This is a genomic window from Variovorax sp. PBS-H4, from assembly GCF_901827205.1.
Classification (GTDB): Bacteria; Pseudomonadota; Gammaproteobacteria; order Burkholderiales; family Burkholderiaceae_C; genus Variovorax.
The window spans coordinates 1168068-1186047 of sequence record NZ_LR594675.1 but is presented as its reverse complement, the minus strand read 5'-3'; the positions used below and the strand labels follow the sequence as shown (position 1 = coordinate 1186047).

At 64.1% G+C, this 17980-nt stretch carries 19 protein-coding genes; 8 read left to right on the top strand and 11 right to left on the bottom strand.

The window, feature by feature from the left end:
• Nucleotides 1–17 precede the first annotated feature (17 nt).
• Nucleotides 18–797: an SDR family oxidoreductase gene (locus tag E5CHR_RS05610; RefSeq protein ID WP_162578770.1), complete on the bottom strand. Its 780-nt coding sequence runs from the start codon at nt 795–797 to the stop codon at nt 18–20.
• Complete coding sequence (locus tag E5CHR_RS05605) at nt 794–1999, bottom strand: 2-methylaconitate cis-trans isomerase PrpF family protein (protein WP_232061969.1); 1206 nt, start codon at nt 1997–1999, stop codon at nt 794–796. The genes E5CHR_RS05610 and E5CHR_RS05605 overlap by 4 nt, the downstream gene beginning before the upstream one ends.
• Nucleotides 2000–2170: 171 nt before the next feature.
• Here E5CHR_RS05605 and E5CHR_RS05600 point away from each other — a divergent pair, with 171 nt between their 5' ends.
• The 8 genes from E5CHR_RS05600 to E5CHR_RS05565 all read left to right on the top strand — a co-directional run bounded on the left by E5CHR_RS05600 (nt 2171) and on the right by E5CHR_RS05565 (nt 9542).
• Entirely contained in the window at nt 2171–2527 is a 357-nt protein-coding gene (locus tag E5CHR_RS05600; protein WP_162578769.1) for a Zn-ribbon domain-containing OB-fold protein, read from the top strand.
• Nucleotides 2528–2533: 6 nt separating this feature from the next.
• Nucleotides 2534–3670: a thiolase family protein gene (locus tag E5CHR_RS05595; protein ID WP_162578768.1), complete on the top strand. Its 1137-nt coding sequence runs from the start codon at nt 2534–2536 to the stop codon at nt 3668–3670.
• An 11-nt stretch (nt 3671–3681) separates the two neighbouring features.
• Nucleotides 3682–4461, top strand: a complete 780-nt coding sequence (locus E5CHR_RS05590; protein ID WP_162578767.1) for an SDR family NAD(P)-dependent oxidoreductase — start codon at nt 3682–3684, stop codon at nt 4459–4461.
• 26 nt (nt 4462–4487) lie between these two features.
• On the top strand, nt 4488–5441 hold the full coding sequence (locus tag E5CHR_RS05585) for a Bug family tripartite tricarboxylate transporter substrate binding protein (protein WP_162578766.1): 954 nt from the start codon (nt 4488–4490) through the stop codon (nt 5439–5441).
• Between the two features lie 5 nt (nt 5442–5446).
• Entirely contained in the window at nt 5447–6637 is a 1191-nt protein-coding gene (locus E5CHR_RS05580) for a CaiB/BaiF CoA transferase family protein (protein WP_162578765.1), read from the top strand.
• A 10-nt stretch (nt 6638–6647) separates the two neighbouring features.
• Nucleotides 6648–7424: an enoyl-CoA hydratase/isomerase family protein gene (locus E5CHR_RS05575; RefSeq protein WP_162578764.1), complete on the top strand. Its 777-nt coding sequence runs from the start codon at nt 6648–6650 to the stop codon at nt 7422–7424.
• Between the two features lie 125 nt (nt 7425–7549).
• Nucleotides 7550–8509: a tripartite tricarboxylate transporter substrate-binding protein gene (locus E5CHR_RS05570; protein ID WP_162578763.1), complete on the top strand. Its 960-nt coding sequence runs from the start codon at nt 7550–7552 to the stop codon at nt 8507–8509.
• 46 nt (nt 8510–8555) lie between these two features.
• Nucleotides 8556–9542, top strand: a complete 987-nt coding sequence (locus tag E5CHR_RS05565) for a Bug family tripartite tricarboxylate transporter substrate binding protein (RefSeq protein ID WP_162578762.1) — start codon at nt 8556–8558, stop codon at nt 9540–9542.
• 171 nt (nt 9543–9713) lie between these two features.
• Here E5CHR_RS05565 and E5CHR_RS05560 read toward each other — a convergent pair whose 3' ends face one another.
• The 9 genes from E5CHR_RS05560 to E5CHR_RS05520 form a co-directional block, all read right to left on the bottom strand.
• Nucleotides 9714–10586 carry a LysR substrate-binding domain-containing protein gene (locus tag E5CHR_RS05560; RefSeq protein WP_162578761.1) on the bottom strand — a complete coding sequence of 291 codons (873 nt, stop codon included), beginning with the start codon at nt 10584–10586 and terminating at the stop codon, nt 9714–9716.
• Between the two features lie 52 nt (nt 10587–10638).
• Entirely contained in the window at nt 10639–11361 is a 723-nt protein-coding gene (locus tag E5CHR_RS05555; protein WP_162578760.1) for an ABC transporter ATP-binding protein, read from the bottom strand.
• Nucleotides 11342–12106 carry an ABC transporter ATP-binding protein gene (locus E5CHR_RS05550; RefSeq protein ID WP_162578759.1) on the bottom strand — a complete coding sequence of 255 codons (765 nt, stop codon included), beginning with the start codon at nt 12104–12106 and terminating at the stop codon, nt 11342–11344. Before E5CHR_RS05550 ends, E5CHR_RS05555 begins: the two co-directional genes overlap by 20 nt.
• The gene (locus E5CHR_RS05545; protein ID WP_162578758.1) at nt 12103–13116 is read right to left on the bottom strand and encodes a branched-chain amino acid ABC transporter permease; all 1014 of its coding nucleotides are present in this window, start codon (nt 13114–13116) and stop codon (nt 12103–12105) included. Before E5CHR_RS05545 ends, E5CHR_RS05550 begins: the two co-directional genes overlap by 4 nt.
• On the bottom strand, nt 13113–13982 hold the full coding sequence (locus E5CHR_RS05540; RefSeq protein ID WP_162578757.1) for a branched-chain amino acid ABC transporter permease: 870 nt from the start codon (nt 13980–13982) through the stop codon (nt 13113–13115). The genes E5CHR_RS05545 and E5CHR_RS05540 overlap by 4 nt, the downstream gene beginning before the upstream one ends.
• Before the next feature lie 15 nt (nt 13983–13997).
• On the bottom strand, nt 13998–15176 hold the full coding sequence (locus tag E5CHR_RS05535; RefSeq protein WP_162578756.1) for an ABC transporter substrate-binding protein: 1179 nt from the start codon (nt 15174–15176) through the stop codon (nt 13998–14000).
• Between the two features lie 107 nt (nt 15177–15283).
• Nucleotides 15284–15907, bottom strand: a complete 624-nt coding sequence (locus tag E5CHR_RS05530; RefSeq protein WP_162578755.1) for an isochorismatase family protein — start codon at nt 15905–15907, stop codon at nt 15284–15286.
• Nucleotides 15904–16947, bottom strand: coding sequence for a 2,5-dihydroxypyridine 5,6-dioxygenase (locus tag E5CHR_RS05525; protein ID WP_162578754.1), 1044 nt, complete (start codon nt 16945–16947; stop codon nt 15904–15906). Before E5CHR_RS05525 ends, E5CHR_RS05530 begins: the two co-directional genes overlap by 4 nt.
• A 22-nt stretch (nt 16948–16969) precedes the next feature.
• Complete coding sequence (locus tag E5CHR_RS05520; protein ID WP_162578753.1) at nt 16970–17965, bottom strand: amidohydrolase family protein; 996 nt, start codon at nt 17963–17965, stop codon at nt 16970–16972.
• Nucleotides 17966–17980: the final 15 nt, after the last annotated feature.

Below are 17980 nucleotides of genomic sequence, written 5' to 3'. Positions count from 1 at the left end.
TCCTTCGCGTCACGCCCTCACCGGTAGGCGCGGGCGTGGGTCACACCGCCATCGACTACCAGAGTGGCACCCATCACGTAGTCTCCTGCGCGCGAGGCGAGGAAAATGGCGGCGCCCGCGATGTCCTCCGGCGTGCCGATGCGCCTGGCGGGAATGTGCCCTGACAACGCCTCCCCATGGTCGCGGGCATTGCGGTTCATCTCGGATGGAAACGCCCCAGGTGCGATGGCACTGACCGCGATGTTGTCCTGCGCGAGACGCAGCGCCATCCGCCGCGTCAGGTGAATCAAGCCTGCCTTGCTCGCGACGTAGGAATAGTTCTCTTGAGGATTGAGCCCGATGCCGTCGGTGGACGAGATGTTGATGACTTTCCCCACGCGCGCCCTGGCTGCGGCGCGCAGCGGTCCGGACAGCGCCTTCGTCAGGAAGAAAGGCGTCTTCAAATTCAGATCGACCACTTTGTCCCAGCCGCCTTCTGGAAAAGAGTCGAAGTCTTCTCCCCAGGCCGCGCCGGCGTTGTTGACCAGGATGTCCAACGTCGGCTCATGCTCGACATAGGCCCCGGCCAAGGCTTGACAGCCGGCGACCGTGGACACGTCGTGCGGCAGCGAGACGCAGTGACCGAATTCTGCGAGTTCCTGAGCCGCCAGATCGCACGCCGCGGCTTTTCGCGCGCTGATGTAAACGCGTGCGCCCTGGGCCAGGAACCCCTCTGCGATCATGCGGCCGATTCCGCGTGAGCCGCCCGTGATGAGCGCCGTGCGGCCCCGCAGCGAGAAAAGATCCTGAGCGTTCATGGCAATGCCGCCGCTGTATTCACACGCATGGAGATGTCTCCCGAGGCGGCATCGAGACGCGATCGCCGCACATAGGCCGTTCCATCCAACAGCCGCCGAGCCGTGCGTGTGAAGTGCACTTCGCGAACTGCCCATTCGTTCTCGCCCGCGTGCTCGACATTCGCAAAGATCTTGAGCACCCCGCTCGGATGACCGATGCGGATGCGCGTCGGCCCGGCATGCGTGCCTCGCGCTTCCGCCGGAATCGTCCCCGCGATCTGCGCCGCAACGGAAAGGCAGACCGAGCCGCCGCCGGGAAACGCCTTGTGCATCGCCCCGCCGTTGAGCACCATGCGCGCAACGAAGTCGATCTCCGATGACCGGACGACCCGGTCACCGGCAATGGTTCGATAGTCCTGCGCTTCACTGATCAGGATCTGATACGGCGTCAGAGTCCCTGACGATGGGAGGTTGCAGCGCTGGACGGCCCAGCGCCTCACCTCCTCGGCCATCTCGTAGATGTCGGGACTGAGCTGACCGGGGAGTTCCGTGCCGGTGATGCCCAGATCCGCGGCGCGGATGAACACGCATGCCGTGCCGACATCCACCACCGAGACCGGTATCTCCCGGCCAAGCTTCGAGACGTGGACCCGATCGCGCGCCTGCCCCGTGGGCAACAGCTTGCCGGTCGTGGAGCCGCTGGTGTCCGAGTAGTCCAGCGCGATCTCTGCGCCGGTGCCGGGTACTCCATCCACTTCGCTGTCGCCCTCCACGCGCGGCTCGCCATCCTCGCACTGCACGGCCATGCGGAGGATCTTTCCCGTGTTCGTGTTGTGCACTCGCACGGTGGTGACGGGTTCCTGCACAGGAATGAGCTTCTCCTGCAACGCATAAACCCCGGTGGCCGATGAAATGTTGCCGCAGACGATCTCGAAGCTGACGGTGGGCTGGTCGATGCCGATCTGCACAAAGGTGTAGTCGATGTCTGCATCCGGGCGAGAGGGCGGCCCGATGATGGCGCACTTGCTCGTCAGGATATCGGCGCCACCGAGCCCATCGATCTGGCGCACGTCCGGGCTGCCGAACAGAGCCAGAAGAAATTGCAGGCGTGCCTGGGGATCGGTGGGCACGTCCTGCTGCGAGAGAAAAACAGCCTTGCTTGTGCCACCGCGCATCAAGGTGACCGGTACGCGAACTTGTTCTTTCATCGGTTCAGTATGCATGTCCGCCCGGCCGCCGTCCTTTCAGTTTGGCTGGCCTTTCTTTAGCAGGACTGCAGGCTTTCACTCTTTAGCGCTGCTAAAGAATGCCGCGCAGAAATCCAATGACCACGGGGGCGCGGATCACCATACTTTCTGTTGCTGTGGCGAGCTCCACGCAAACAGGAGAGACCTTTGAAGATCATCAAGCGAACGGAATCCCCCTTCCGTGAATCCCCCGGCGGCATGGTGCTTGTCGCCACACGCGTGGCCGGGCAGCCACCCCAGTTTCCGCCGATCGAATTCGTTCACGACAACCAGAAGGTCGAAGAGATCGAGCTCGGACCGACCGGCTCTCTCTACAGCTTCACGATCGTTCACCCCGGCAAGGAAAAGCCGCCTTACGGCCTGGCAATGGTCGACTTCGAGCCTGGCGTCCGTGCGTTCGGGCGACTGCTGTTTGGCGCCCAGCCGCCTGCCATCGGAAGCCGCCTGCGGGTGGTGCCTTTCGCGTTGCCGGACGGCACGCCCGACTATGCCTTCCAGGAGTAATGCGGCATGAAGCAACCACTGATCACCGGGGTCGGCATCACGGACTTCGGCCGCTTTCCCGAGTTGACCGAAGAGGCCATGGCTCAGGCCGCCATCCTCGATGCTCTCGCCGATGCCGGCACGCAGCTCTCCGAGGTGCAGGCGTTCTACTGCGGCAACGCGCTCGGGGCCATGCTGCCTGGACAGCGCGCATTGCGCGAACTGCATGTCAATGGCGGAGCGGTCTACAACGTGGACAACGCCTGCTCCAGTGGCGCCACTGCGCTGAATCTTGCCCTGCAGGCGCTCAAGGTCGGCCAATACGACACCGTTCTGGTATTCGGCATGGACCACCTGAGCAGCCTCGGCGGCGGGCCGCTGCAACTCAGCCAGAAAGACTGGAACAACAGGCGCGGCATGATCATGCCCGCCCTGTACGCCATGCGCGCCAAACGGTACATGCATGACCGGGGTCTCACGCTGGAGACGCTGGCAGACATCTCAGTCAAGAATCGAAAGCACGGGGCTCTGAATCCGATCGCCAAGTTTGCAAAGCTGGCGACCCGCGAGGAGGTGCTGGCGTCCCGCCCTGTGGCCGAGCCGCTCACGCTGCTTCAGTGTTGCCCCGCCGTGGTCGATGGGGCGGCGGCCCTCGTGCTCAGTACCAAACCCTCCAAGGGCGCTGGAAAGCCGGTTCGGATCCTGGCGTCCGTGGTGCAGTCGGGCTTGTTCGAGACCACGCCGGTCGACATGACCGAGGCCGAAATCACCGCGCGCGCCGCCAGGCTGGCGTATGAGCAGGCCGGCATCGGCCCGCAGGATCTCAGCCTGCTGGAAGTGCACGACGCGTTCACCATTTCCGAGTTGCTCTACTACGAGGCCCTCGGTCTTTGCGATCGGGGCGATGCGGCCAGTCTGCTGCAAAGCGGCGCAACCACCCTGGGCGGACGCGTGCCGGTCAACCCCAGCGGCGGACTGATCGCCAAGGGCCATCCCCCCGGGGCCACCGGCGTTGCGCAAGTCGTGGAGATCTGCGAGCAACTGCAAGGCCGCGCCGGCGCGCGGCAAGTGCAGGGGGCGCGCATCGGCCTCACGCAAGTGACGGGCGGCGGAATCTGGGGCGTGGACCACGCCGCCTGCTCGATCAACATTCTTTCGCTCTGAGGGTGGCCCCCATGAACCAGACAACCACAACCGCTCCCACCTCGCTGCGAGGTCTCGTGGCCGTCGTGACCGGTGGCGCCAAGGGCATTGGCCTTGGCATTGCCCGCGAGCTTGCAGAGGCGGGCTGCCGCATCGCACTGTGGGACTTCGACGACGCTGCGCTGCGGGAGGCCGACCGGACCTTGTCGGGCGACGGATTCGACGTGAAGACCTTCAAGGTCGACGTCAGCTCCGTGGAACAGGTGGAGGCGACGGTGGCCCAGCTTCTGGCATCTCACTCGCGCATCGACATCCTGGTGAACAACGCAGGCATCGGCGGCGACAAGCTCGTCTCCAAGATGGATCTCGCGTTCTGGAGTCGCGTGATCGAGGTCAACCTCAATTCGCAATTCATTTGCTCCAAGGCAGTCCTCACGCAAATGGCGGAGAACCGGTTCGGACGCATCATCAATATCGGTTCTCGTGCTTGGCTGGGTAACCGCGGTCAAGCAGCTTATTCCGCCTCCAAGGGCGCAGTGGTGAGCCTGACCCGCTCACTGGCGCTGGAATATGCCCGCAAGGGCATCACCGTGAATGCCATCGCGCCGGGCATCGTGGAGACGCCACTGTTTGAAACACTCACGGAAGAGGTCCGGCAGGGCCTTCACAAGACGGTGCCGATGGAACGCATCGGCCAGCCAGAAGACATCGGTCGCGCGGTTCGATTCTTCGCCGATCCAGGATCGAGCTACGTCACGGGGCAGCTGTTGTACGTCTGCGGCGGGCGCAGCCTCAGCAGCCCTTCTGTCTGATATTTGGCAGCCAGGGCACAGGTGTCATGAAACGCAGGACTTTCGTCAGCATCGCGGCGACTGCCGGATCGTTCGCCTTCGCACAGGAATATCCGGCGCGACCGCTCCGAATTCTCGTTCCCTATACGCCGGGGGGGGGCACCGATACCGTAGCGCGCATCGTCATGAAGAAGATGGGTGAGCAGTTGGGCCAGGCGCTCATCGTGGAGAACAAGCCCGGCGCGGGCGGTGCAATAGCGTACGCCGAGCTCTTGCGCAACAAGCCCGATGGATACACGTTGACTACCGGCAGCGGAAATATATCGCTGCTGAACCTGCTCAACAGCAAATTGTCATTTGATGCCGCAACCGACCTCGTGCAGGTAGCCCCAATGGCGAAAGTGCCGATTGTCCTGATTGCGAGCAAAAAGCTTCCGGTTGCGAACATGGCGGAGCTGATAGCTCACGTCAAACAGAATCCCGGGATGAGCTATGGAACGCCTGGGCCTACGACCCCCCAACATCTTGCGGGCGTGCTGCTCGGCTCTATGGCTGGATTGACACTGACCCACGTCGGCTACCGAGGCACCGCGCCAGCTGTTCAGGATGTGATAGGCGACCATCTGCCCCTTGCAATCGTCGGTCTGGCCACAGCCATTCCATTCGCACACAGTGGCCAAGTGAAAGTGCTGGGTGTGGGCAGCCTGAAGCGATCCGAACTGGCGCCCGAGATTCCGACGATCGCGGAAGGTGGAGTGAAAGGATACGACGCGAGTTATTGGTACGACATATGCGTGGCGAAGGGCGTACCGCAGACTGTCGTCAACAGGCTGCATGCAGAGATCACAAAGGTCTTGGAAAACGCCGATGTACGGAAGACGCTCACTGCAGCCGGGTTCGAACCGATGGCAGTTACACAAGCGGAGTACCAAAGCATGTTGCGGGCTGAACGCGCGAAGTGGGAGCCGGTTATCCGCGCGAACAATATCCAGATGGAGTGAAGAGGATGCTGGCCAATTCTTTGGAGGGGCTGAAGGTTATCGACTTCACTCAAGTGATGGCAGGACCCACATGCACACTGTGCCTGGCTGACCTCGGCGCCGATGTCATCAAGGTTGAGAGTCCTGTTGGCGATCTCGCCCGTGCACTTTCACCGTGGATACACGGAGAGAGCGTTCCGTACATGGCTCTTAATCGGAACAAGCGAAGCGTCATGCTTGATCTTAAGCAGCCAGAGCAATGTCAGGCGGCTCAGCAACTGATCGCCAAGGCTGATATCCTGGTTGAGAGCTTTCGTCCGGGCGTAATGGCGCGCCTCGGGCTCGATTACGCAACGGTGTCTGCGGCCAATCCAGGCTTGATCTACTGTTCCGTTTCGGCGTACGGTCAGCACGGCGCAGCAAGGGATCTGCCCGGCGTGGACGGCGTGCTGCAAGCTGTGAGCGGTCTGATGAGCGTCACCGGCGCGCCCGATGGAGAGCCGTGCAAGGTCCCGGTACCTGTTGTCGATCTTGTGACGGGATCGTTTGCGACCATCTCGGTCCTGGCCGCTCTGGCGGAGCGTCAACGCACGGGCCTGGGCCAGCACGTGGAAGCAAGCATGTTCGCCAGCGCCATCGCGCTGCAGCACGTGAGCTTTGCGTCCTATTTTGCAGACGGTCATGTGCCAGGCCCGCAGGGGCACGCGGCGTCGTATTCGACGCCGAACGAAGCGCTGCGTTGTGCCGACGGTTGGATCATGGTGGCGGCGTATCACCCCGCGCGATGGCAGGCGCTGTGTGCCGCAATCGGGGCGCCGGAGCTTGCATCCGATCCGCGCTTCGCTGAAAACAATAGTCGACTGCACCACCGGGAGGCTCTGCTGCGCCTGCTCGAAGCGCGCATGCTTGGGCAACCACGCGCCTTCTGGCTCGAGCAGTTCACAGCCGTGGACATCATCTGCGGTCCCATCAACAACTATGCCGAGGTTGCGCAGTCCGCGCCCTTCGTTGAAGCCGCGCTCGCCGAGTCGTTGCAGCACCCGGTCGCAGGCGCGTTGACGCTGCCGCGCAGCGTGCTGGGTGCGGTCGGCGAGCGGCCTCGGGCTCGACGGGCCGCCCCGACGCTCGGGCAGCACACCCGCGAAGTGCTCGTCGAGTGCGGCGTGCCAGCGGACCACATCGAGGCGGCGCCAGCCGCCACCCCTCCGCGGAACTGAACTTAAATCCATGCCCATCACCACGAAAATCGAGGATGGCGTTGCCATCGTCACGCTGGACCGGCCCGAGGCCATGAACTCCATCGATCCAGAGTCCAACGAGCAATTGCTCGAGATCTGGGACGAGGTTTCGAGCAACGAGGAAATCCGCGTGCTCGTCCTGACTGGTGCGGGTGAGCGTGCGTTCTGCACAGGGGCAGACCTCAAGAAGACGATGCCACCTGCTGACAGCCCAGCTCGGCAGGTCTTTCGCGGCGGCGCTAAGCATTTCAACTTTGGCACGCTGCAGACCCACAAACCCGTGTTAGCTGCCATCAATGGCTTTGCGTTGGGGGGTGGGCTGGAGTTGGCGCTGCTGGCGGACATCCGCGTCTGTTCCGACAATGCGCAGTTCGGCTTGCCCGAAGTGCGCGTGGGCAGCATCCCGGGCGCCGGCGGCACGCAGCGCCTGATCCGCGCCGTGGGGCAATCGGATGCGATGCGACTGCTGTTGACGGGCGACCGCATCGACGCCGTGGAGGCGCTGAGGATCGGCCTGGTCAGCCGTGTGGTGCCCTTGCCTGACTTGCTGGAGACCGCGCTCGGACTTGCGCGCACCATGGCCGCCAATGCGCCGCTGGCGATGACAGCAGTCAAGCGCCTGGCCATGATGGGGCGCGAGTTGCCGCTGGCGGCTGGTTTGGAATTGGAGCGCCAGGCCTTCGGCGTGCTGCGCGACACCGAAGACCGTCTGGAGGGGCGGCGCGCGTTCGCGGAAAAGCGGCCCCCGGTGTTCCGCGGCCGCTGATCGTCGCACGCACGATGCCGCAATCCCCCGTTCCTGTGAGGGCCGCGATCGATGCCGCGGAAAATCCGTCCGCGCGGCCCGCGCCAGCAAGCAGAGGCTACGCCACCCGACGCCGACATGTGCTCATGGCGCTCGCGTTGGGCGCCGGCAGCAGCGTGCAGGTCGCGCGTGGCCAGATCTTCGGCACCTCACCGCGCACCATCCGGATCATTCAGGGATTTCCTGCGGGAGGCACGGGAGATGCCGTCGTCAGGCTCATCGCCCCGCACCTGGAGAAGTCCCTCAACGCGCGGATCGTCGTGGAGTACAAACCCGGGGCCGGCGGTCGCATCGCCAACGCCTATGCGAAGGCCGCGAAGCCGGACGGCAATACGCTGGTCCTGTGTACGTCCTCGTTGATGGCGGTCTACCCGTTCGTATTCAACAACCTACCGTACGATCCGCTGCGCGATTTCGTGCCTGTGACGTCCATCGTTGATCTGGAGTTCGGCTACGTGGCAAGCACCGTCGCGGCGCCCGGCGTCAAGACGCTGGCCGACTATGTGCAATGGGTGACGTCGGACCCGGACAACGGCAACTATGGGTCCCCGGCTTCGGGTTCCATCCCGCACTTCCTGGGCGCTGTCCTCGCGCGGTCCGCCGGGATCCAGTTGAACCACGTGTCGTTCAATGGCAGTGCGCCGCACCTGCAGGCGCTCAACGGAGGACAGGTCCCCTTCGGCGTCGAAATCCTCGCCGGGATCGTGCCGCACCTTGCCAGCGGGCGCGTCCGTCTCCTGGCCACCAGCGGTGCACAACGCAGCGTGCAGGGCGTCCCGACGGCGGGCGAAGCGGGGTTTCCCGACCTGACAACCGAAGACTACGCCGGGTTCTTCTACCCCGCCGGGACGCCTCAGGAGTTCGTGCATCAGGTGCATGCGGCAGTGAAGGTCGCCCTGCAGCAGCCGAGCGTACGGGACGGTTTCCGCCAACTCACCTTCAAGCCGGCCGGCGCCGATCCCGCTCAGTTCTCGCAGCGTGTGAAGGCCGACTTCGTGAAGTGGCGCAAGGTGGTCGAAGACTCCGGCTTCAAGTCATTGGACTGATCCACTGCGCACGGTATCTCTTAGCCAATCCATCAGGACACCCGCCTTGCACAAAGCAACCATCTCTCGGCTTCACAGTCTCGCCGCGCTTGCCGTATCCGCCTGCGTTCTCATATCCCCTGCGCGCGCGCAGCAGGCAGGCGCCCCCCCTGCCCGGATAATCGTGGGCTTTTCGCCGGGGGGAACGCTCGATGTCGTGGCGCGCGCCCTTGCGGAGCAGCTCCACGATTCGCTCGGCCGAGTGGTCACGGTGGACAACAAACCCGGCGCCGGCGGCCGGATCGGGATTGATGCATTGCGTGCCGCACCCGCGGACGGAAGCGTGGCGATGCTGTGTCCGGACTCCTACAAGACCATGTATCCGTTCGTCTTCAGGAAGCTCAACTACGAGCCTGAGCGGGACATCTTTCCGGTATCGACTGTCGTCGAATTTCCAATGGCGATCGCGGTGCCGGTTTCCTCGCCTGTGAAGACCTTCGCGGAATACGCACAGTGGGTCCGTGCACATCCCGACAAGGCGAACTTCGGGCACGCCGCGGCCGGGGGGCCGACGCACATCCTCGGATTGCAGATCGGCAGGGTCATCGGCACACCGCTGGAGGACATCCCCTACCAGGGGGCCGCCCCGATGATCACGAGCCTCATCGGCGCAAACGTGGCAGCGGGAAGTTCGACCGTGGGCGACTTTGCGCAGTACCACAATGCGGGCAAGCTCCGGGTGCTTGCGGTGACGTCCGCAAAGCGCTCGCCGCTTCTGCCCGATGTTCCGACCTTCACCGAGCTCGGCCACAAGGATCTTGCCGCGGTCGGGATATTGGCGATCTGCATGTCTCCGCTAACGCCCCAGCCCATCGTGGCGCAATGGAGCACGGCGATCCGAAAAGCCGTGGCCGACGAGAAGTTTGCGAGCAAGATGCGTGTGCTCGGTTTCGGAACCGCAGGCAGCACCCCGGCCGAGGCGCATACCAGGTTCGATGAGCTGCGTAATTTCTGGGAGCCCGTGATAAGGGCCTCGGGATTCAAGGTGGACTAGCAACGGTGCGTTCTCCAGCTCATCGCCCAGTTTTCTTGCGCACCGGCAGTGGGCCGGTGAGCCGGGAGATACGGACGATCGATTGCTGGCCGCAGTCGAAGGGTGATGTTCCCTGCTGAGTCCATGAGGCTGGCACGCGATACGGAGATGCGTGCTGGCCTTGAAAAGGTCCTAGCGGACCGAACGGATCCAGTCGCGGAAGAGCCGGACGGGGGTCGTGGTCGCTTTCACGGGATCGCAGACAAGGTAGTAACCGAGTTCTGTCCTGGCGACGTGGTCCACGGCAACGACGAGGCGTCCGATGCGCAAGTCGTTCTCCACGTAGGCCCGCTGGGCCATCGCGACGCCCAGGCCATCCGCTGCAGCCTGGTAGCACAACGCAGCATTCGCCAACGTGATTCCCCGCTGGCGCGGGGGAGGCGCCAGACCGGCGGAGCCGAACCAGAGCGGCCACGCTTGCAATCGCAGCATGGAGTGCAGCAGGTTGGCGTGCAGCAGATCCTGGGGTGCTTGCAACTGCCCCGCCAGGCTCGGTGCACACACGGGGAGAAACTCGTCGTCGAAAAGGTGGTCCAGTTCGACATCGGCCCACTCACCCATCCCGTGGCGGATCGCGCAGTCAGCGCCTTCGAGCTGGACGTCGTCGGCCATTGCAATCGTCGCAATCTCCAGCGCGATGTCGGGATGATGCGCGTAGAAGCCGTGCAGGCGAGGAACCAGCCAGCGGATGGCCAGGCTGGGTGTCACCTTGAGACGGAGCCTTTTTTCCCTCTGGTTGTCGGCGAGGTCATCCAGCGCGTCATGCAAGCGACCGAACGCATCCGAGACGCGGTGGGCGAGTCGTTCGCCTACCGCCGTGAGTTCGATCCTGCGGCCGGACTTCTGAAACAGCTGGACGCCGAGTCCGACTTCGAGCTGCTTGATCTGCTGGCTCACGGCACCGGGAGTCACGTGGAGCAAATGAGCGGCTCGCGAAACCCCTTTGGCCCGACACACTGCATCGAAGACTCGCAGCGGACTCAGGAGCGTGCGGAGGTTCTGCATGACAAGACGGGGTTCTGTGAGATCGCAGCGCTCGCCGAAGGAGCAGCCGGTCTCAGCATTTCTGGATGCCGATGGTGCGGTTCAGAAGTTCCTCTTCATCACGCAGCGCCGCGGACGGCCCGGAATAGGCGGCGATGCCCCGCTCCAGCACGATGACGTTCGTGGAGAAGTCGAGGACGACGTCCACGTGCTGCTCCACGAGGACACAGCCGACGCCGAACTGGTCGCTCATTCGAACGATGGCATGCATCAACTCCTCGCGCACCATCGGTGCCAGGCCTTCCAGCGGCTCGTCGAGCAGCAGAATTCGCGGTTGCCCGACGAGTGCCCGCGCCACGGACAGCATCTGCTGCTCGCCACCCGACAATTGCGTGCCACCGTTGCGCTGCCGCTCCTTGAGCCTTGGAAACAATGCATAGATGGGTGGCAGGGCCGCGCTGGCCGAGCGGCCCTGCAGGCCCGACAGCAGGTTCTCCTCCACCGTCAGCGAGGGGAAGATATCGCGGCTCTGCGGCACATAGCCCAGGCCGGCCCGTGCGCGCGCATAGGTGCTGGTGCCGCCGATGTCGCTGCCGCCGAAGTGGATGCGTCCCTTCATCAGATCGGCCATGCCCATCGCCGTTGCCAGCGTGGTTGTCTTGCCGGCGCCGTTGCGCCCGATCAACCCCAGACGCTCGCCTTCGCGCACGCTGAAGCTGAGATGCTCGACGACCGGCACGCCGCCATAGCCAGTCGTGACGTCGTCGAACCGAAGTTCAATGGGGGGCTTGGGCATGGCCATCTCGTCCGAAGTAGATTTGTTTGACTTGTTCGTTGGCGGCGACTTCCTGCGGCGAACCCTCGACCAGGACCGCCCCTGCAACCAGGACGATGATGTGCGAGGCGAACCGGAACACCAGGTCCATGTCGTGCTCGATGAGCAGGACGGACAGCTCCTTCGGCAGGCTCGCGATGGCGTCCATGATGCGGCCACCTTCTCCTTGCGGCACACCCGCGCCCGGCTCGTCCAGCAGCAACACCTGCGGCTTCATCGCGAGCGCCAGGGCGATCTCTGCAAGGCGCTGTTCGCCGAGCGCCAGTTGGCCCACCACCCGCTTCGCATAGGGGTGCAAGCCCAGCATGCCGAGCGTCTCGTAGACCTCGTCGTGAACGCGCGCGGAACGCACTGGCGAGGGCCACCACTGCATGGAAACGCGCAGCCGCTGCAGCACCGCCACCGTGACGTTCTCGGCCACGGTCAAGTCCTTGAACAGACGGCTGATCTGGAACGTGCGAACAATGCCGCTGCGCACGCGTGCGTACTGCGGCAGCTTGACGATGGAGCGGCCATCCAGCCGGATGTCACCGGATTGCGGGCGCAGCGCCCCGCTCAGCAGGTTGACCAACGTCGTCTTGCCGGCGCCGTTCGGCCCGATCAGCGCCGTGCGGGCACCCTGGGGGAGCGACAGCTCGACGTTCTGCGTGACGGCCAGTCCGCCAAACGAGTGACAGAGATTGTGGGTTTGCAGTCGGGGGGTCATTGGGCTCCCCTGTTGCCGCCAAGCCGCCTGGCGTATGCCAGGGCCCGGTCCAGAAGCCCGATCAGGCCTTCGGGCAAGACGACGAGTACGACGATCAGCATCGAACCGATGACGAACAGCCAGTGATACGGGTTCAGTGTCGATGCGATGTGCTGGATGGTCATGTATGCGACGGTGCCGAGCACGGCGCCGGCCAGGCGGCGCGTTCCCCCCAGGACGATCATGACCACCACACCCGCGGACGTTGTGAAATCCAGCATGAAGAGATTGGCCACCTTGCTGGTCTGTGCCGTCAATGCGCCGGCCAGCCCCGCCACGACGCCGCCGACGGCGTAGACGGCCAGCAAATGCAGGTACACACGCCCCCCCAGCGCCTGGACGCGCCCGGGGTCCTGCCGGATCGCCTTGGCCGTCAGGCCGAACGGCGATTCCACCAGGTTGCGCACCAGGAAATACACCAGCACGAGCGCACCCAAGGCGTAGAAGTAGCCTGTGTGGCCCAGGAAGTTGAACTCCCAGATGCCGAACAGGGGGCCGATGTTGAAGCCGGCCAGGCCGTCGTCGCCGCCGGTGAGCCAACGGGCCCAGTTGGCGAGCTCGAGCAGCAACTGGGCCACGGCGATGGTGAGCATGACCAGCGTGAGCCTGGTCGAGCGCAGCATCACGGCGCCGCTCAGCAGCGCGATCACGCCGCCGCCGAGCCCGCCAAGCAACAGGCCGATGATCGGATCGGCCGTCAGATACAGCGCAGTCCAGCCCGCGACGTAAGCACCGGTGCCGTACAGCGCGGCCTGGCCCAGGGTCGCGATGCCCGCCTGGCCGAGCACCAGACTCAGCGACAGTGCAAAGATGGACATGGTCGCCATGTTGGTCAGCAACCCGAGGTCTTGCGGGAACAGCACGAAAGCCGCGAGTCCCGCCAGCGTCAGCACGATCTCGACACGCAACTGCATCCAAGGGCGGACGCGGGAGGGTGCCCCCATCGCTATGCGCGCACTCACCGCGCTCATGCCTGCCTCCCGAACAGCCCTTGCGGCCGGATCAGCAAGACGATGATCATCGTCAGGAAAAAGGCAGCCGATGCAAGCTGCGGAAACATGTACTTCATCGAGGTCTCCACGATGCCGAGCAGCAACGCTGCGAAGAACGAGCCAAACAGATTTCCATTCCCTCCCACGGCGACAACGGCCAGGAGGATCACCAGGTACTTGGAGGCGTAGGTCGGCTCCATCGGTAGCATCTCCGCACCGGCGATGCCGCCCAGCGCCGCGAGTGCCGCACCGATCGCGAAGGTGGCTGCATAGATCTTCGTGGTGTCGATGCCGATGGCCCGCGCGATAGGCGCGTTGTCGACGGCGGCGCGCACCCGGATACCAAAGGACGACCGGTCCACGGCCAGCCAGAGAACGGCGACCACCACGAGCCCGCACGCGACGACGATGAGCCGGTGTCGGGGGATGGTGCGAAAGCCCAGGTCCACCGAGCCGCTGAATGCCTCGGGCAGCGCGACAGAGGTCACCGAAGACCCGAACATCAGGTTGACCGCGGCCGTCGCGACAAACATCAGTCCGATGGTCACCAGCATCTGGTCGAGGTCGTCGCGCCGGTAGAAGTGGCGCAGCAGGATGCGCTCGAACAGCAGCGCCACCAGGGCCACCATGGCGATCGCCAGCACGAACCCCAGCCCGATGGGCACACCCAGGCGCTGCGGAATGCTGGCCGCAAGAAAGCCGCCGAGCATCGCGAAGGCGCCATGGGCCAGATTCACGACCCGCATCAGACCCATGGTCATCGACAGGCCCACGGTGATCATGAACAGGATCATGGCGTACGTGATCCCGTCGACCAGAATGCTGCTAAGAAGCGCAACAGACATGCTGCAGTCCCTGCGTTACTTGGACGTGTTCTGAATGCGTCCGTAGTCGGGTTGCATCTCGAAGGTTCGGAATTCCCGATTGACGAATCGTCCGGACGAATCTTTCTCGACCACTCGCATGTAGACGTTCTGCACAAACTCACGGGAGATCGGGTCGATCTTCACCGGGCCACGCGGGCTTTCCCAGGAAAAGCCCTTGGCGGCGGCAACGGCCTTGGCGCCGTCGCGTTTGCCGTCGGTCGCCTTGACCATGTGATAGATCACATGCAGCCCGTCGAACGCATTCGCGAGTTGCACGGTAGGAATGGCCTTGGGTGCCACGTCACCCAGGGCCTTGATGACGGCACTGTTCAGAGGCGAGTTGTGCGATGCCGAATAGAACATGCCGGTCTCGATTCCGAGCACCTCGGGGCCGATCGCACGAAGTTGATCTTCATCCGTCTCGCCCGTGCCCAGGAAGCGCACCCCTGCGGCTTTCAAACCCGCTTCGTTGTAGGCCTTGACCATCGCGTAGGTGGCCGGGCCGCCGGGGCCGAAGACGTAGAGGGCATCGGGCTTGAGCGCCTTGACACGCTGCATCAAGGGGCCGAAATCCGTGGTCTTCAGCGGCGCACGGATTGCTTCGAGCAACTTGCCGCCGCCACTCACGAAGGCGGTGGTAAAGGCCTTCTCGGCATCGAGGCCGGGGCCGAAGTCGCTGACCAGCGTCACGACGTTCTTGACGTTCTTCTCCAGCGCGTACTTGGCCACAGGGACGGCCATCTGCGGCAGGGTATACGAGGTACGCAGCAGGTAGTCCGACTTTTCGAGAAGCGACGAGGTCGATGCGTTGAAGATCACCACTGGCACCTTCGCCTCTTGCGCGAGCGCTGCGACAGCCAATGTATCGGGCGTGAAATAGAGGCCTGCGAGGTACTGCGCGCCCTCCTTGATGACGAGCTCCTGCGCCAGCGCCTTGGCTTGCGCGGGATTGATGTCCGGCAAGTCACGGTAGATGACTTCGATCGTGTGTCCGCCCGCCGTGGTGCCGTTGAGCTTCTGGTAGGCCTTGGTCGCACCTTCCCAAGTTTGGCCTACCGCAGAGAACGGTCCGGACATCGGTGCGATGACACCGACCTTGATGACGTCGGCGCGGCTTTGGAACGCGACTGTCGCGAGTGAGACCGCCAGTGCGGCAATGAGTTTAGTGGTCATCTGCTTCTCCAGGTAGTGGGGTCGCTGGCAGGGTATGCGCCCGAGGTTTGACGAAAGGTGGGACGGGACAGTGGGTGAATGGGTGGGCCCGAGGCCGAGGCACCGCGCTAATGCGCAGCAGTCGCCTCCAGGGCAACATCGCGGGGCATCAAGGTCGCGTACTTCTGGTTCATGTCGAACAGATTGGCCTCGTGCGCCGGCAGCGATCGGTCGCCCACACAGTCCGTGACGACGAGGGGACGGAAGCCGTGACACATGGCATCGACCACGCTTGCACGAACACACCCGCTGGTCGTGCATCCCGCGATCAGCAAGGTCTGCACGCCGCGTTGAGACAGCCAGCCCGCCAGCGAGGTGCCGAAGAAGGCCGAAGGATGGATCTTGCGCAGCACCAGTTCGCCGCTGTCGGGCTGAAGCTGCGGGACGATCTGGCTTTGCGGCGCGTCCTCGCGCAGGGCGAGGATGGGCGGCACCTTGAGGGCGAAGATGTTGGCGTCCGCTCCATCGTCCTGGTACACGACCCGCGTGTGCGCGATCGGCCATTTGCGCGTGCGTGCCGCAGCCAGAAGGCCGCGCGTGCATTCGATGGCGGGGTCGATGTTGCCGCCGCCGAACGTGAGCGGGTCGGCAAAGCCATTGACGAAGTCGATGATCAGCAGGCCGTATGGCGCCTTGGGCGCGACGGCATGGCCGAAGCCCTGCTTCTGGTAGACGTCCGGAGCGGTGCTCATTGAAAGGCCTCGTCGATGACCTTGCCATCACGAACCACGACGATGTCATCGAGCTTCACCGTGCAGTTGCGCAACGGGATGTCAAGGTGGCAAGGCGTCGTGCGCGGGCCTCCTGCCTCGTTGTTCGGCCCGAGCGAGAACAGGAAATTTCCTTCGAACGCTCGCGCATCCTGTCCGGAGGTCGCTTCGCGGTCCACCAGCGACAGGGTGTGCCAGTAGCAGCGTGGCTGCATTCCCCAACCGATATGCGCGATGGCATAGGCCTCGGGGTCTTTGTACGCCTCCATGAACTCGCGCAGCAAGGCGGCATCGATGTCACCTTCGATGCTGCGCACGAAGCCTTCGCGCAGCTTCAATGTGATCCTGTCCGAGACGTAGTTCTTCTGCGGCAGCAGGATGTCGCCGCGGTCGATCACGATGGTGCCGTCGCTGCCGCCCTCGTTGGCGAAGGTAAAGAGGAAGCCGCTTGGCCAGTGATCCCAGCGCCCGGGTTCTTCGCAGAAGCCGTACTCGCAGATGGTCGGGAAATCGCCGAGCCGGAAGGTCACGTCGGTGCCGGCCGGCGACGTCACGTGCATCTTCCTGGCCGCCTTGAGCAGCTTCGATGCGTCCAGCACGCGCTTGCGGTCGCCCTCGGTGGGGATGGCCCGCACCAGTACCTCGGGCGGCTCCACCGCCAGGAGAATCTTCGTTCCAGATTCGAGGATCTCCATCTGTTCGGGAGAGAACAGCAGCAGCATCAAGTCCAGCACGAGGTCGCTGTTCTTCATCGCCGCGAGTGCGACCGGGTTGTTGGTGAGCGGCGTTTCGCCCAGGTAGTTCATCAGGTCGCGGCTGGGGGCTTTCTCCGCGTTGATGGGCTGCAGTTCGATCTTGGTGACGACCGCGCCGGCGGCCTGGGCTGCAATCGTCGCAGTCTGCAGCGTCTGCGGATGCGTATGGGGGCCGCACAGGATCGAGACTTTCTGTCCGCGCTCCACCTTGCTGAGCTTCAGAACCTCGTCCCAGGCCTTGATCATTTGGTAATCGCTGACTGGCATTTTTCGTCCTTTCGTGTGAGGGTCAGAACTGCAGGAGCGCAAGCTCCTGCGGGCTGCCCAGCTTGAAGAGCCGGCGAGCATTGCCGTGGCACACCTGCGCACGGGTGCGCTCGTCGAGCGGTGCCTGCTCGATGAAGGTGCAGGCTTCGGCGGTGGACTCATACGGGTAGTCCACCGAGAAGAGCACGGCTTGCGCGCCCAGCTCGCCAATCGCGCCCAGCAATGCCGGTGCCGAGCACACGCCAGACGTGGTGATCAGGATGTTGCTGCCGATGTATTCGCTGGGCTTGCGTGCCAGCTTGATGCCCGAGGGATACGCGGCGAAGCGGCTGTCGATGCGCCAACGTTGGTACGGCAGGGCCTCGCCCATGTGGCCGAGCAGCAGGGTCAGCTGCGGGAAGCGGTCGAACACCCCGCCGAACAGCAGGCGCAATGCGTGCCCGGCCGTCTCCACGCCCCATCCCCAGGCGGCTCCCTGGAGTACCGGCATCCCTTCCAGCAGCGCCGGTGGCTGGCTGAACGCATTGGGGTGCAGGTAGATGGGCACGCCGAGCGCCTGCGCGCGCTCCCAGAACACATCGAATTCGCTGCCTTCGTAGTAGCGACCCAGGGTGTGGCCGTTGACCATCGCGCCCTTGAAGCCGCATTCGACGACGGTGCGCTCCAGTTCCTTGGCTGCGGCCGCGGGGTCCTGAAGCGCCACGTGGGCAAAGGCGCCGAAGCGTTGCGGGTGGCGCGCCACGCGTTCCATGAGGAACTCGTTGTTCTCGCGCGCGCGGCGGACGGCGGCGGCCCGATCCACCTCGGCCTGTACGCCGGGCATCGTTTGCGACAGCACGGCGTACTCGATGTTGCCTGCATCCATCTCGGCCAGGCGCTGGTCGTCGAAGTCGCTCAGCCTGGCGTCGAGCCTGGCGACGAAGTCGGCCGGCAGCACGCGTGTGTACTTGGCCGAGTACTCGTCGAAACCGGGGGCGGAGAAGTGCTCTTCGAGCGCGATCTTGGGGGTTTGGTTCATCGTCTTCCTCAATGG

Bases quoted from the DNA above. Each gene is read 5' to 3' on its own strand.
- E5CHR_RS05530 (WP_162578755.1), bottom strand. From the start codon at position 15,907: ATGAGCACCGCTCCGGACGTCTACCAGAAGCAGGGCTTCGGCCATGCC.
- E5CHR_RS05540 (WP_162578757.1), bottom strand. From the start codon at position 13,982: ATGTCTGTTGCGCTTCTTAGCAGCATTCTGGTCGACGGGATCACGTAC.
- E5CHR_RS05605 (WP_232061969.1), bottom strand. From the start codon at position 1,999: ATGCATACTGAACCGATGAAAGAACAAGTTCGCGTACCGGTCACCTTG.
- E5CHR_RS05580 (WP_162578765.1), top strand. From the start codon at position 5,447: ATGCTGGCCAATTCTTTGGAGGGGCTGAAGGTTATCGACTTCACTCAA.
- E5CHR_RS05575 (WP_162578764.1), top strand. From the start codon at position 6,648: ATGCCCATCACCACGAAAATCGAGGATGGCGTTGCCATCGTCACGCTG.
- E5CHR_RS05560 (WP_162578761.1), bottom strand. From the start codon at position 10,586: ATGCAGAACCTCCGCACGCTCCTGAGTCCGCTGCGAGTCTTCGATGCA.
- E5CHR_RS05570 (WP_162578763.1), top strand. From the start codon at position 7,550: ATGGCGCTCGCGTTGGGCGCCGGCAGCAGCGTGCAGGTCGCGCGTGGC.
- E5CHR_RS05555 (WP_162578760.1), bottom strand. From the start codon at position 11,361: ATGCCCAAGCCCCCCATTGAACTTCGGTTCGACGACGTCACGACTGGC.
- E5CHR_RS05550 (WP_162578759.1), bottom strand. From the start codon at position 12,106: ATGACCCCCCGACTGCAAACCCACAATCTCTGTCACTCGTTTGGCGGA.
- E5CHR_RS05590 (WP_162578767.1), top strand. From the start codon at position 3,682: ATGAACCAGACAACCACAACCGCTCCCACCTCGCTGCGAGGTCTCGTG.
- E5CHR_RS05520 (WP_162578753.1), bottom strand. From the start codon at position 17,965: ATGAACCAAACCCCCAAGATCGCGCTCGAAGAGCACTTCTCCGCCCCC.
- E5CHR_RS05535 (WP_162578756.1), bottom strand. From the start codon at position 15,176: ATGACCACTAAACTCATTGCCGCACTGGCGGTCTCACTCGCGACAGTC.
- E5CHR_RS05525 (WP_162578754.1), bottom strand. From the start codon at position 16,947: ATGCCAGTCAGCGATTACCAAATGATCAAGGCCTGGGACGAGGTTCTG.
- E5CHR_RS05585 (WP_162578766.1), top strand. From the start codon at position 4,488: ATGAAACGCAGGACTTTCGTCAGCATCGCGGCGACTGCCGGATCGTTC.
- E5CHR_RS05610 (WP_162578770.1), bottom strand. From the start codon at position 797: ATGAACGCTCAGGATCTTTTCTCGCTGCGGGGCCGCACGGCGCTCATC.
- E5CHR_RS05545 (WP_162578758.1), bottom strand. From the start codon at position 13,116: ATGAGCGCGGTGAGTGCGCGCATAGCGATGGGGGCACCCTCCCGCGTC.
- E5CHR_RS05595 (WP_162578768.1), top strand. From the start codon at position 2,534: ATGAAGCAACCACTGATCACCGGGGTCGGCATCACGGACTTCGGCCGC.